We start from the raw sequence: 13,136 nt of genomic DNA on the forward strand, positions 1-13,136 counted from the left end.
AAACATAATTCGTACAAGCTTATCATATAGTAGAAATAGGTAAAGGCATCACACATCGTGTGATGCCTTTTGCTACACCACCTGTGTGTTCTGGAAAGGGGAATTCCGCATTGAAACGTAGAGTTGCAATTATTGGAATGGTTGTTGCATTTTTAATTGGTGCTGGCGGGATGTTTGGTGGTATGTACTGGTTTGGGATAAACCCAGCGTATGTAACGCAAACAGTATCGAATGGTAATGCTGGCACAGCGCAAGGGAATTTGGCAAAAATTAATGAGGCGTATGCACTAATTGATTCACGTTATGTGGAAGACGTGAAAGACGACAAGTTAGTCGAAGGTGCAATACAAGGCATGTTGTCTACGCTGAAGGACCCTTATTCCACGTATATGGATAAAGAAACGGCAAAACAGTTTAGTCAATCACTAGATCCTGAACTTGAAGGGATTGGAGCTGAAGTGAACAAAACGGACGGTAAGCTTATTATCGTATCGCCAATTAAAGGTTCACCAGCAGAAAAGATAGGAATTAAACCAAATGACCAAATTTTATCTGTAGATGGAAATAGTGTGAAAGATTTATCACGTGAAGAAGCAGTATTGAAAATTCGTGGTAAAAAAGGAACGACTGTTGCAATTGAAATTAAGCGCGCAGGATTGGCTGATCCGATTGTATTTAAAATTAAGCGTGAAAAGATTCCAATCTTCACTGTATTTAGTTCCGTAAAGCAAGAGAGCGGAAAAGATATCGGTTATATGCAAATTACTTCTTTTGCTGAAAATACTGCGAAAGAATTTAAGGATCAGTTAAAAGAATTAGAGAAGAAACATATAGCAGGCTTAGTTATTGACGTACGTGGTAATCCTGGTGGCTATTTAAATAGTGTAGAGGACATACTAGGAGACATCATGACAGATAAAAAGCCAATGTTGCAAGTAGAACAGCGAAATGGTGAGAAGAAGAAATTCTCTACGGAATTGAAAGAGAGAAAGTCATATCCAATTTCAGTATTAATTGATAACGGAAGTGCTTCTGCTTCAGAGATTTTAGCTGGTGCGCTAAAAGAAGGAGAAGGATACGATTTAATTGGTGAAAAAACGTTTGGTAAAGGTACTGTTCAGCAGGCTGTTCCATTTAAAGATGGCAGTAACATTAAATTAACGATGTTTAAATGGTTAACACCGGACGGTAATTGGATTCATAAAAAAGGAATCGCGCCAACTGTAGAAGTGAAGCAACCAGATTATTATCACGCGACACCAATTCAAATTGAAAAGACACTTTCATACAATTCGAATGATGTGCAAGTAAAACACGCGCAAGAAATGCTCAAGAGCTTAGGATATGTACCAGGCCGTGATGATGGATACTTTAGTAAAGAGACAGAATCAGCACTGAAAGCATTCCAAAATGCAAATGAGATGGAAGCGACAGGACAACTTGATAAAAAGACAGCTGAAGCAATTCAAAATAAAATCATTGAAAAAATCCGTTCTGGAGAAAACGATTTACAACTACAAACGGCATTGAAATTAATAGCGAAATAAGAAAGAATACAGGCACTTTGATGCCTGTATTTTTTTATGTGTTAAATATGATAAGATAAAAAGAAAGAATGATATAAATGGTGGTGAATGAATTCGTGGAGGCATGGCTTTTTGAAATACTACGAGCAGTTGGACGTTTTTTCTTACACCCTGCTGTCTATGTATTTTTAATTAGTAGTATCTTCGTTGGATACTTACGTATATTAAGAGAACGAAAAGATTTTTCTTTTAAAGTATATGATATTTGGTTTGAACTGCGAACAACTCTATTTGCAGGTATTAAGTACGGATTAATCGTATCTATTATTACGATTGGGCTCGGGCTCGTCGTTTCAAAAGCGAGTTTATGGGCAATTTTACTTTGGACGTTATTATTTGGATTAACTGCTATGTATCGCTATTTATCTGTAGCGTATACGTTCGGTATCGCTATTGCATTCGTGTTGTTATCGTCTAAGGTGCCAGTTTCCTTCTTACAGCTTGGAGAAGGTGAAGAGGGTACGATTGTATCCCTTGCTATTTTACTAGGCGTTATGCTCGTTGTAGAGGGTTTATTAATCTCTAAAAATGCAGTACGGTATTCTACGCCGAAAATTAAAAAAGGTAAGCGTGGGCTACGAATTGGGCTACATGAATCAAATCGTTTATGGCTTGTACCAGTATTTATTCTTATACCAGGAGACGCGGTGACAAGTTTTATTCCTTGGTGGCCTGTCGTTTCAATAGGTTCAACTACATACTCTTTATTCCTCGTTCCATTTTTAATTGGATTTATGAGAACGATTAGAAGTTATGAGCCAACGGAAGCTTTATTATTTACAGGAAGACGTGTATATGGACTAGCAGGACTCGTGCTCGTTTTAGGAATCGCAAGTTATTGGTGGCACGTATTCGCGATAATCGCGATGGGAGTTGCAATGCTTGGGCGTTTCACAATTTCAATGCAAGAGAAAATTGCGGATGAGACAAGGCCGGCGTACTTTGCCGCACGTAATGATGGGCTCGTTGTGCTAGATACAATTCCGAATACAATTGGGGTAGAGATGAATTTAAAGCCTGGAGAAGTTATTACGAAAGTAAATGGAGTCATTCCAAGAAGTACAGAAGAGTTTTATGATGCGCTTCAAACGAAGACAACAGGAGCATTTTGTAAATTAGAAGTATTAGATACAAATGGGGAGCTTCGTCTTGCTCAAACGGCATTATACGCCGGGGGCCATCACGAATTAGGTGTTGTGTTTGTCCAGCAGGAGCATGAGTTTGATTCAGAAGCTATATAATAAAATGAGGGTGTCACCATTAGGTGACACCCTTTTCTTTTGGTTTAGATGGGATAGGTAGTAAATGAAATTTATATCAGCGATTATTCGAATATATCGACTTTCCGGCAAAAAATGACAACTATCGCTAATCTTATTTTTAGTTTCATAGACGGATAACTTGAATAATTATTTGATAATGGTTATCATTTAGGGAGTGTTTTTAATTTGGAAAATGGAGGGAATATATGCTACGTAAATTTTTTTCTTACTATAAACCGTACAAAGGTTTATTTATACTCGATTTTTCTTGCGCAGTTATCGCAGGATTACTGGAACTTGGCTTCCCGCTTATCGTAAACCAATTTATCGATAAGTTATTGCCAGGGCAAAACTGGACGCTTATTTTATGGGCTTGTTTCGGTTTACTTGCAGTTTATATGTTAAATGCAGGTTTGCAATATGTTGTTACATACTGGGGACATATGCTTGGTGTTAACATTGAAACAGATATGAGGCAGAAATTATTTGATCACATTCAAAAGCTATCATTCAGATTTTTTGATAATAATAAAACAGGTCATTTAATTTCACGTCTTACAAATGATTTAATGGAAATTGGGGAAATTGCTCACCACGGACCAGAAGATTTATTCATCGCCGTAATGACTTTAATTGGGGCATTTTCATTTATGATGATGATTAACTGGAAGTTAGCACTTCTAACATTCTTCGTAATTCCATTCTTATTATGGTTGGCACTTTACTTTAATAAAAAAATGACAGGTACGTTTAGACGATTATTCTCAGACGTTGCTGATTTCAATGCATGTATTGAAAATAACGTTGGTGGTATTCGCGTTGTACAAGCATTCGGAAATGAAAAATTTGAGAAAGAACAGTTTGGTGTTAACAACGCTCGTTTCCGTACTACGAAGTTAATGGCGTATAAAATTATGGCGTTAAATTCTTCGATTAGTTATATGCTGATGCGTCTCGTAACGCTCTTCGTATTAATATGTGGTACATGGTTTGTTCTGCAAGGTGAATTAACGTACGGCGGATTTATCGGATTCGTTCTATTAACGAATATTTTCTTCCGCCCAATTGAGAAAATTAATGCTGTTATTGAAAGTTATCCGAAAGGGATCGCAGGTTTTAAAAGGTATGTAGAACTTTTGGGAACAGAGCCTGATATTGTAGACTCTAAAGATGCGATAGAAGTAAAACATGTACACGGTGATATTCAATATAACAACATTACGTTCGGATATGAAAATAAAGAGCCGATTTTAAACGATATTAGTTTGAAAATACATGCAGGTGAAACAGTTGCTTTCGTAGGGCCATCAGGGGCAGGGAAAACAACACTATGTAGTTTATTACCACGTTTTTATGAACAATCATCTGGATCGATTCAAATTGATGGCATTGATACAAAAGAGATGACGTTATCGTCACTTCGTAAACAAATTGGGATTGTGCAGCAAGATGTTTTCTTATTCTCAGGAACAATTCGCGAAAATATTGCTTACGGAAATTTAAAAGCGTCAGAAGATGACATTTGGCAGGCAGTAAAGAGAGCACAGTTAGAGGATTTAATTTACTCGCAGCCAGACGGTTTAGATACGGTTATTGGTGAGCGCGGCGTGAAACTTTCAGGTGGACAGAAGCAGCGTTTAGCAATTGCTCGCATGTTCTTGAAAAATCCGCCAATTTTAATTTTAGATGAAGCAACTTCTGCGCTAGATACAGAGACGGAACTTGCTATCCAAAAATCACTTGCAGAACTATCTGTTGGCCGTACAACATTAGTTATTGCTCACAGGCTTGCAACGATTAAAAATGCAGATCGTATCGTTGTTGTAAATAAAGATGGTATTGCAGAACAAGGTTCGCATGAGGAACTAATTGAGCAAGGCGGAGGATACAGTAGGTTATACGAAGCTCAGTTTAGTTCGTAAATATAATTTGTACTGAATTAGTGCACCATAAGTAGGTGGAAATCTCATATGGGAGGCTATAAAGTATGATTGTAACAACAACGTCTACAATTCAAGGAAAAGAAATTATTGAGTATATCGATATCGTCAATGGAGAAGCGATTATGGGCGCGAATATCGTTCGTGACCTTTTCGCCTCTGTCCGTGACGTTGTCGGCGGTCGTGCTGGCGCTTATGAAAGTAAATTAAAAGAAGCGCGCGACATCGCAATGGAAGAAATGAAAACTCTCGCAAGACAAAAAAATGCAAATGCTATTGTTGGTATCGACGTGGATTACGAAGTAGTTCGCGAAGGGATGCTAATGGTTGCTGTGAGCGGGACTGCTGTCCGAATATAAAGTGAAAAGCCGTGCTGGTGCACGGCCTTTTGTTGTTATGTCTAATATTTCTATGTCGAAGTTCCAATATTTCTTGGGAAATGCGGAAGGCCCTGTCGATATATAGGGAAGACATTAGAGCGCTTCTTTACATTCTTGTATTTGAACTAATAATGTTTCGTATTCTTTTTCGAGAGATTTGATGTCATCGTGATGATTTGGTATGGAAATTCGGCCGATGATTTCTGTTAATTTTGTTTGTAATCGTAATAATTCTTGTTCAGTAACGTTTACAGAATCCCCGGTTGTTCTTTTTGTGTATTGCTCGTAATTACCGTGGAATACTCTTGGTTCACTCTCATCTACTTGTAGAATATGGTCTGCAACAGAACGAATGAAGGCACGGTCATGGCTAATGAAAAGTATTGTGCCAGGATATTCTTGTAACATGATTTCTAATTCTTCTTGCGTTGCTAAGTCTAAATAGTTTGTCGGTTCATCGAGCAGAAGCATATTATAGTTTCCTAAAAATACTTTTGCGAGTGCAACCTTCATGCGTTCTCCACCACTTAAGACGTGCACAGGTTTATGAACATCTTCACGGCGGAATAGGAGTCTTGCAAGTATTGTTCGAACGAACGATTCTGTATAGTTTGTTTCTTCTAGAACGTTTTCTAAAATTGTTTTATCTGTTTTTAAAATAGATAATGTTTGTTCAAAGTATCCAATTTTACAACTTTTCGAAAGCTGAATGCCACGCTCGTTCGCGAGAAGCATTTTGAACAAAGTTGTTTTTCCGCTTCCGTTTGCCCCTAAAACAGCAAGCTTTGCACCAGGAGCAATAGTTCCATTCATATTTTTAAATAGTGTGCGATCCCCTATTTTCTTCGTTGTTTTATTAAACTGAACAACTGCTTTACTATGAATTGGTGTGTGGTATTGTACGTCAAAATGAGCTTGAGAAAAGTCCTTCGGTTTTTCTTTCTGTTCCAACTTTTCAAGGCGTGTTTCTAGTGCTTTCGCTACTTTGCTAACATTTTCTTGCCCATGAGCCCCGCTGCACTTATAAAGTTTAGATTCAGATGAACTGAACCGTGTTGGGATTTTTGTCATGCTAGAAGCACGTTGCTTTCTTTGTGAAATTGACTGTTCTAACCGATTTTTTTCTTGTATATATTGAGCATATTCTGCTTGCTTTTGTATTCGCTCACGTTCTTTTTGCTTTCGATAGTTTGAATAATTCCCTTTGTACTCTTGAATAGTACCGTCTTCAACTTCGATGATTTTTGTACATATGGCATCTAAAAGATCACGATCATGCGATATTAAAACAAGTGCACCTTTATAAGATAAAAGTGCCTTTTCTAATTGCTCTGTACCGAACATGTCTAAGTGACTTGTTGGCTCATCAGCAAATAGAATGCCTGCATCTTGTTCGAGGGCATGGGCGATCTTTAGGCGCATTCGTTCACCGCCGCTCATTGAATTTGCGACGTTTGAAATATTCCATTTGCCTTTAGCGAGGGAAGAAGCGGTTTCCGGTATCCCCTCGCTAAGCTGTGGAATGATGGCGATTGAACTATGATGAGTTACTGTGCCTTTGTCGGCTTCTATTTCTTTACTTAATATTTGTAATAACGTAGATTTTCCAGCTCCGTTGACTCCGACAATTCCTATACGATCGTTTGCTTGAATTTCTAGTGATGGTAACGTAAATATGGTGCGATCACCAAAGCTCTTTTCGATATTACGTGCGATTAAAATAGTCATAAAAAAACCTCCCTAGTTTCACTAGAGAGGATAAACGTCGCCCTTCAATGTAAAAATCGTACATAAATAAACGATTTTTTACATGATCGTCTCGAAAGAAAGTATCGACAAATGGACAGACTAATCCTCTGCTAGTTTTCATCATTTTTGTTCACTATTTGTGATGGATGAAATAAATAAGAGAATTAGAACTTCATTGGTCAAAGTACCTTCCTTTCATAATATTATTTTTATTGTATGCGCATACAAATGGATTTGTCAAACTTATTTCTGTGTGCTATTTTTGAATTTATTATTATACAATTGTGCTTTTGCCAGCGCCTCAGCATCGTTCTTGATTTCATCTAGTCCATTCGCATCCCCAATAATATACCCTTCAAATGATGAACCAACAAAATCAAAGATATATTGAAACTGGGCGATAATCGGCAATGCTTTCAGTTTTGGACTGTCTCCGCCAACGATGACAACGTACATTTTTTTGCCTTTCATTTTTTCTTTGAAATGAAGAGATTTATCACGCAAGCTTTGTGACCAGCGATCAACGAAGTTCTTCATGTGGCCGCTCATTCCGTACCAGTATAGCGGTGTAGCGAAGATAATCGTGTTGTGCTCTAGCATGCGCTCAATTAACTGTTGATAGTCATCATTTACAGGTTGAAATCCTTCTACATCATGTCGCTGATCTATGATTGGATGGACAATATGATCACGCAAGTAAATTTGTTCTGTTTCAATCCCATCAATCACCATATGTGTTAAAGCTTCCGTATTTCCGTTTTGTCTTGAACTGCCATGTATAACAAACATGTAATCATCCCTTTTCTTTTGCTTGTTTTAGGAGTGAAACGTGTTTTTGTAAATTCGTTTGAATGTTGGAAAGTAATGTAATTTGCTTTGTTACCTCATCAAGTTTGTCTTCGTAAAGTGCAAGGATACTACTACACGGATTTTCGTAGAGATGTGGCTCGATTTCGAGGCAACGTAGCATTCGTTCGGTTTCTTCTAAATTTAAGCCGATTTGCAAGTACATTTGAATCAGCTCTACTTTTTCGATTGCACTTTCATCAAAATCACGGTAGCCATTTGCTAGGCGTTTCGAAGGGAGTAATCCCTTTTCTTCATAATGTCTTAATGCCCTTTCGCTAACCCCAGTTTCTTTTGATAACTCTCCAATTCGCAATGCGTTTCACTCCTTTTACATGTATTGTAAACCTTCACACTAATGTGAAGGTCAACTTTGTTTTTTCGCAAAAGAATCTACGTGTTTTAAAAAGACTTGAATAGCTTTAGACGGGATAAAATATTTGCCGCGCACGATGGAGAATGGACGGATTAGCTCTTCGTTGGGAACAGGGATGTGGAATATTTCTTGTGCCAACAGTTCTTTTCGAACAGTCCAATCTGACAGGATAGCGATGCCAAGACCGGCTGCAACGGCTTCCTTCACGCTTTGAATACTGCTAAATGTAAAGAAGCGTTTCATTTTTAAATGATGTTGGTGTATAAAGCGATCGCTATAGGCACGTGTGCCAGAACCGCTCTCCCTTAATACCCAGACTTGGTCTTGCAATGTATTTTCGTTAATCCCCTTGATATGGAGCAATGGATGGTTTGGCGGGACGACGAGTTTCATTTCATCTTGCATAAAAGTTTCAACATCTACATCAGCGTATACGACTTGGCCTTCCACTAAGCCGATATCAATTTGATTAGAGCGAAGGCTTTGCAAAACTTCTTCTGTATTTGAGATAAATGTATGAACTTCGACGTGTGGATTTTCATTCGCATAGTTAGCGAGTATTTTTGGAAGCAAATATTCGCCAATTGTAAAACTAGCACCGATGCGAAGTGTCCCTGTTACAACGTTATGTAGTTCGTTAATTTCTTGTTTTGCTTCTTCATAAAGAGAGAGCATTTGTTTTGCATGTATGTATAATATGTTTCCGGCTTCCGTAACTTGGACATGCTTCGGGGAGCGCTGAATGAGTGTAGTTCCAAATTCGTTTTCTAAGTTACGTATGTGCATGCTTACGCCGGGTTGTGAAAGGTTTAATAGTTCCGCAGCACGAGAGAAATGTTTTTGCTCAACGACAGTAACAAAGATCTTTAAAATATCGACGTTCATTTGTTAGGCCCCTTTATTTTTGATTTTATTTTATCATAAGTATTTATGATGATAGAGATTCAATATTGATATTAAACTTATTATTAAAACTCTCTTATAATGTAAGTAGAAAGAACATGCATGTTCCAATATGATTATTGGGGTGGTACAAGGTGGAACAAACACTTGTTATACAAAAGAAGAAGGGCTTTGGATTTTCGCAAGGTATTGGGATTACGTTATTGATTGCCATTGCCGCGAAATATTTAGCAGAGCTTCCATTTTTAAATATTATGGGACAATTAGTAATCGCTATTCTAATCGGGATGGTTTGGCGTGCGGCAATCGGGATTCCTCAAGAAGCGATAGCGGGAACGAACTTTGCGAGTAAGAAGTTGCTTCGCTTCGGGATTATCTTACTTGGAATGCGGTTAAATCTTGTAGATATTGCGAAGGCTGGGCCGAAAGTATTGGTCATCGCAGCGGTTGTCATTACATTTACCATTTTCGTTGTATATGGACTAACGAAAGTATTTAAAGTAGAAAAGAAACTTGGGATTTTAACAGCATGCGGGACGGCAATTTGCGGTGCGGCAGCGGTCGTGGCAATTGCACCGCAAGTGAAAGCGAAAGATGAAGAAACGGCAGTTGGGGCAGCGATTATTGCAATTTTAGGTACGATATTTACACTTATTTATACGCTATTATACCCAGTGCTCGGCTTATCTCCGTACGGTTACGGTATATTCTCAGGGGCGACGCTGCATGAAATTGCTCACGTAATTGCGGCTGCAGCGCCAGGCGGTAGCACGGCTGTAGACATCGCGGTTATTGTGAAATTAACGCGCGTAGCGATGCTTGTGCCAGTAGCGATTTTAATTGGATTATGGTTTGGTAAGAGCGAGGGAAGCAAAGAAAAAGGATCGTGGCGCGATCTTCCGATTCCTTGGTTCATCTTCGGATTTTTAGCAATGAGTGCGGTGCATTCGCTTGGGATTATCCCGGAAGTTGTTGCGGGATATATTGTAGTCATTGCGTACATGCTTATCGCAATGGCGATGGCAGGACTCGGTTTAAATGTAGAGTTTAAAACGTTCCGCAAATTAGGAAGCAAAGCATTTGTAGCAGGGCTGATTGGCTCGGTTTGCCTATCGATTCTTGGATATATTCTTGTATGGGCATTAGGATTTATGTAGTAGAGGAAAAAGCTGTTCCAAAAGATATTTTGGGACAGCTTTTTCTTATGATTATAGCGCTACGGATGTCGGTATTTATCGTTAAGTCGATATATTTGGAAAATCGCCGATATAAATGCAATTCCTATCGCACTACGTTAGAGAAGATGTTCAGTAAAAGAGTTTTTTGAAAATTTGTAAAGATATCTTTACTTATAACTGAAAAATATTTATAATTTAAGTAAAGATATCTTTACTTTTGAAGGTGGAGCCTATGGGTGTAAAAAATAAAATTAAAGAATTAAGAAAGCAACATCATATAACACAAGCTGAAATGGCAAAGGTGATGCAGGTGACACGGCAGACAATCGTGGCGATTGAAAACCATCATTACAACCCGAGTCTAGAGTTATCCCTAAAAATCGCCAAATATTTTGAGATGAAGGTAGAGGAAATATTTACGCTGGAGTAAGGGGAGAGAAAATGAATGACACTAAAAAGTTGTATATCGCTACTGTCTTAGGATTATGTGGAGGAGACGTTTTAGTTCGTATTATGGACCCATCTATACCGATGTTACTGCTAATAGTTAGTAATATTTTAGCAATTCTACTTTTAACTGTATATGTGTATTACAAAAAGCGTAAGTACAAAAAAGAAGAACTTCCAGATACAGATGAGCGAGTAAATGAAAATATAAAAAGGCATGTAAATGTCTCGCTTATATTCGCATTTGTTCTTCTTATTGTTTACATTGGTGCGAGCAAAGTCATAGGCAGAGATGTCATACCTACGCCAGAAATATTTACTGTATGTAGTTTCTTATTTGCTGGTAGCCTCATCATAGGGGTAATGGCTGGAAAAAGAGCATAGCGATAGGAGGAATGAAAATGCAAGATGAGTTTGAGAGATTTCAATCGGATAAAGCGTTTAAATATTTAGGGTTGTTTTTAACAATGAGTTTAGCGGTATGGAGTTTGTACAATTTAATTGTTTATGGAAATGCGGGCATGCCGTTTGTTTTATTTGTATTAGGACAGTTTGTTTATTTCTTTGTGAACTATTGGCCGAAATGGAAATATAGAAATCAAAAAGAGGCTAATCATGTATGAATAAGCAAGAGGTTATAAGGTTTATAGGAAGCTTATCTTTAGCGGGGCATTGACGAGTGTATTAGCAACAAGGGAAATCAAATAAATGCATAAAGGGGAAACGGGATGGGATTAGCGGTATTATGTGTTGCGACGGCTATATTTGCACTTTTGTGGGGGATGCAAAACTTCTCTCGTAATCCAGTGCCAAGTGTATGTATTATGATTGGTGCTGTAGGTTTATCATACTATTTATTAGTCTTAGCGCATTATCATAAAACAGCAACAAGTGTTGTTGTTGGGGCAATTATTTTATCTTGTGGGCGTACTATACAAAAGGGGTTATTTCCATAAAAGCTGTTTATACAAAAGGTATAAACAGCTTTTTGTATTTTTTTTACAAACTACTTGAAAGTTACGTTACGTCACCTTTTATAATGAAGGAGAAGAGGTGATGGAGTTGATTTCAATTCAAGAACTAACGAGGGAAACAGGGGTTACAGTAAGGACGTTACGATATTATGATCAAATCAATTTATTAAAGCCGAGTGGGAAAACTGATGGGGGACATCGGTTATATAGCGAGAGAGATGTTGTTCGTTTGCAGCAAATTTTATTTTTAAAAGAAATGGGTTTTTCATTAAAAGAGATTACGAATATGTTAATAACGGATGAGCTCAATTTAAAAGTATCGCTTGAAAAGCAACTTAAGTTTGTACAAGAAGAACAGAAAAAATTTAATCGAATGGAACGTATTTTACAAGCAGTTGTTTATTCAGTAGATGTAGAAGGGGAACTGGATTGGAAAGTTATGTTTGAACTCATTCAGCTTTCGAAACAGTCTCCTCGTATACGTGAAATATTTCAAAATGAAGTCTTTTCGAAAGAAGAGCAAGATTTACTTCATAATTTGCCAAATATGAGTGAGGAAGATCCGAATGTGTTAGAGTGGGTAGATTTATTAAAGCAATTACGTAACTTTATGAAAGACGGTAAGGAAGCATCGTGTGATGAGGTACAAGGTGCAACAAAGAAATTAATGCAGAAGTGTTTAGAGATGGCAAATGGTGACGAAGCATTTTTAGATAAATTGTGGGAAGTAAGAAAGTCAAAAGAAGATTCACAAAAAATGAGTATGTATCCAATTGAGGAAGAGCTTCTAGTATATATGGATGAGGCTTTTCGTATATATGATGAAAGGGAGAGGAATAAATGAGTATACTCGCAGAATATCGATGGTACTTTTTAATTGGTGCAGAGATTGTATTTTGGCTATCAGCTATTGGATTCTTTTTACTAAGGTATGGATTTCGCTTGAAAAAGGCGAGCTTTATTATGGGGATTGTGCTACTCATAAATGAAGTGTTTATTTTAACTTTAGGGGTATTGGACTATTATCAAACAGGGAAGTTCTCTAATTTTCAAATCATTACGGTAATCATCTTATTATATGCAGTTTTTTATGGGAAAAAGGATTTGAAGAAATTAGATATATATGTACAAAAATTAGTTGCGAAGTGGCGGAATGAACCGGCGCCTATTATCGAAGAACCACTTGAAGTAACAGGCATGGCGCACGCGAAGCAAGAAATGAAAACTTGGTTATTACATCTTGTTTTATTCGTTGTTGTTCATATATTCTTTTTCTTCGCGTATGGATTTATTCCATTTGAACAGTGGAGCAATTGGTTAGAGTCAGGAATCGTTTTAAATAAAGCAGCAAGCCGTGTAAGCCAAGTGTGGGCTATTATTCTTTTAGCGGATACTGCAATTTCATTTTCATATGTGATTTTTCCGAAGAAGGAGAAAGGAAACGAGAAGCTACTTTCATAGAGGAAAGTAGCTTTTTGGGTATACAAATAATTTT

General features: G+C 37.6%; 15 protein-coding genes. 11 read left to right on the forward strand and 4 right to left on the reverse strand.

Going from position 1 to position 13,136, the window contains the following annotated elements; genetic code table 11:
• Positions 1-110 precede the first annotated feature (110 nt).
• From JDS80_RS17010 to JDS80_RS17025, 4 genes are all read left to right on the forward strand, one after another.
• Positions 111-1,547 (forward strand): S41 family peptidase, encoded by a 1,437-nt coding sequence (locus JDS80_RS17010; RefSeq protein ID WP_472926351.1) that lies wholly within the window; start codon positions 111-113, stop codon positions 1,545-1,547.
• 95 nt (positions 1,548-1,642) lie between these two features.
• Positions 1,643-2,827: a PDZ domain-containing protein gene (locus JDS80_RS17015; RefSeq protein WP_180237312.1), complete on the forward strand. Its 1,185-nt coding sequence runs from the start codon at positions 1,643-1,645 to the stop codon at positions 2,825-2,827.
• 227 nt (positions 2,828-3,054) lie between these two features.
• Complete coding sequence (locus JDS80_RS17020) at positions 3,055-4,770, forward strand: ABC transporter ATP-binding protein (RefSeq protein ID WP_071748010.1); 1,716 nt, start codon at positions 3,055-3,057, stop codon at positions 4,768-4,770.
• A gap of 65 nt (positions 4,771-4,835) precedes the next feature.
• On the forward strand, positions 4,836-5,147 hold the full coding sequence (locus JDS80_RS17025) for a heavy metal-binding domain-containing protein (protein WP_002068307.1): 312 nt from the start codon (positions 4,836-4,838) through the stop codon (positions 5,145-5,147).
• 114 nt (positions 5,148-5,261) lie between these two features.
• On the opposite strand, the gene abc-f is transcribed toward JDS80_RS17025, so the two are convergent.
• The 4 genes from abc-f to JDS80_RS17045 form a co-directional block, all read right to left on the reverse strand.
• Positions 5,262-6,896 (reverse strand): ribosomal protection-like ABC-F family protein, encoded by a 1,635-nt coding sequence (gene abc-f, locus JDS80_RS17030; RefSeq protein WP_071748011.1) that lies wholly within the window; start codon positions 6,894-6,896, stop codon positions 5,262-5,264.
• A 264-nt stretch (positions 6,897-7,160) separates the two neighbouring features.
• Positions 7,161-7,706, reverse strand: a complete 546-nt coding sequence (locus tag JDS80_RS17035; RefSeq protein WP_199639357.1) for a flavodoxin family protein — start codon at positions 7,704-7,706, stop codon at positions 7,161-7,163.
• Between the two features lie 4 nt (positions 7,707-7,710).
• On the reverse strand, positions 7,711-8,079 hold the full coding sequence (locus tag JDS80_RS17040; RefSeq protein ID WP_002016114.1) for a MerR family transcriptional regulator: 369 nt from the start codon (positions 8,077-8,079) through the stop codon (positions 7,711-7,713).
• Between the two features lie 51 nt (positions 8,080-8,130).
• Positions 8,131-9,024 (reverse strand): LysR family transcriptional regulator, encoded by an 894-nt coding sequence (locus JDS80_RS17045; protein ID WP_071748013.1) that lies wholly within the window; start codon positions 9,022-9,024, stop codon positions 8,131-8,133.
• A 152-nt stretch (positions 9,025-9,176) separates the two neighbouring features.
• Between JDS80_RS17045 and JDS80_RS17050 the strand changes: the two genes are divergently transcribed.
• The 7 genes from JDS80_RS17050 to JDS80_RS17080 all read left to right on the forward strand — a co-directional run bounded on the left by JDS80_RS17050 (position 9,177) and on the right by JDS80_RS17080 (position 13,102).
• Positions 9,177-10,199, forward strand: coding sequence for a putative sulfate exporter family transporter (locus tag JDS80_RS17050; protein WP_199639359.1), 1,023 nt, complete (start codon positions 9,177-9,179; stop codon positions 10,197-10,199).
• A 253-nt stretch (positions 10,200-10,452) separates the two neighbouring features.
• Positions 10,453-10,650: a helix-turn-helix transcriptional regulator gene (locus tag JDS80_RS17055; RefSeq protein ID WP_071748015.1), complete on the forward strand. Its 198-nt coding sequence runs from the start codon at positions 10,453-10,455 to the stop codon at positions 10,648-10,650.
• Positions 10,651-10,661: 11 nt separating this feature from the next.
• Positions 10,662-11,051 (forward strand): hypothetical protein, encoded by a 390-nt coding sequence (locus JDS80_RS17060; protein WP_071748016.1) that lies wholly within the window; start codon positions 10,662-10,664, stop codon positions 11,049-11,051.
• Positions 11,052-11,068: 17 nt separating this feature from the next.
• Positions 11,069-11,290 carry a hypothetical protein gene (locus JDS80_RS17065; RefSeq protein WP_199639360.1) on the forward strand — a complete coding sequence of 74 codons (222 nt, stop codon included), beginning with the start codon at positions 11,069-11,071 and terminating at the stop codon, positions 11,288-11,290.
• Between the two features lie 105 nt (positions 11,291-11,395).
• Positions 11,396-11,623, forward strand: coding sequence for a hypothetical protein (locus JDS80_RS17070; protein WP_071748017.1), 228 nt, complete (start codon positions 11,396-11,398; stop codon positions 11,621-11,623).
• A gap of 100 nt (positions 11,624-11,723) precedes the next feature.
• Positions 11,724-12,485: a MerR family transcriptional regulator gene (locus JDS80_RS17075; protein ID WP_071748018.1), complete on the forward strand. Its 762-nt coding sequence runs from the start codon at positions 11,724-11,726 to the stop codon at positions 12,483-12,485.
• Positions 12,482-13,102: a hypothetical protein gene (locus JDS80_RS17080; protein ID WP_071748019.1), complete on the forward strand. Its 621-nt coding sequence runs from the start codon at positions 12,482-12,484 to the stop codon at positions 13,100-13,102. The genes JDS80_RS17075 and JDS80_RS17080 overlap by 4 nt, the downstream gene beginning before the upstream one ends.
• Positions 13,103-13,136 lie beyond the last annotated feature (34 nt).

This window comes from Bacillus cereus group sp. N8, assembly GCF_016483685.1.
Taxonomy (GTDB): domain Bacteria; phylum Bacillota; class Bacilli; order Bacillales; family Bacillaceae_G; genus Bacillus_A; species Bacillus_A proteolyticus.

Excerpts from the sequence above, each read along its gene's own strand:
- JDS80_RS17020 (WP_071748010.1), top strand. The coding sequence starts at position 3,055 with ATGCTACGTAAATTTTTTTCTTACTATAAACCGTACAAAGGTTTATTT.
- JDS80_RS17025 (WP_002068307.1), top strand. The coding sequence starts at position 4,836 with ATGATTGTAACAACAACGTCTACAATTCAAGGAAAAGAAATTATTGAG.
- abc-f (WP_071748011.1), bottom strand. The coding sequence starts at position 6,896 with ATGACTATTTTAATCGCACGTAATATCGAAAAGAGCTTTGGTGATCGC.
- JDS80_RS17035 (WP_199639357.1), bottom strand. The coding sequence starts at position 7,706 with ATGTTTGTTATACATGGCAGTTCAAGACAAAACGGAAATACGGAAGCT.
- JDS80_RS17045 (WP_071748013.1), bottom strand. The coding sequence starts at position 9,024 with ATGAACGTCGATATTTTAAAGATCTTTGTTACTGTCGTTGAGCAAAAA.
- JDS80_RS17055 (WP_071748015.1), top strand. The coding sequence starts at position 10,453 with ATGGGTGTAAAAAATAAAATTAAAGAATTAAGAAAGCAACATCATATA.
- JDS80_RS17060 (WP_071748016.1), top strand. The coding sequence starts at position 10,662 with ATGAATGACACTAAAAAGTTGTATATCGCTACTGTCTTAGGATTATGT.
- JDS80_RS17065 (WP_199639360.1), top strand. The coding sequence starts at position 11,069 with ATGCAAGATGAGTTTGAGAGATTTCAATCGGATAAAGCGTTTAAATAT.
- JDS80_RS17070 (WP_071748017.1), top strand. The coding sequence starts at position 11,396 with ATGGGATTAGCGGTATTATGTGTTGCGACGGCTATATTTGCACTTTTG.
- JDS80_RS17075 (WP_071748018.1), top strand. The coding sequence starts at position 11,724 with ATGGAGTTGATTTCAATTCAAGAACTAACGAGGGAAACAGGGGTTACA.
- JDS80_RS17080 (WP_071748019.1), top strand. The coding sequence starts at position 12,482 with ATGAGTATACTCGCAGAATATCGATGGTACTTTTTAATTGGTGCAGAG.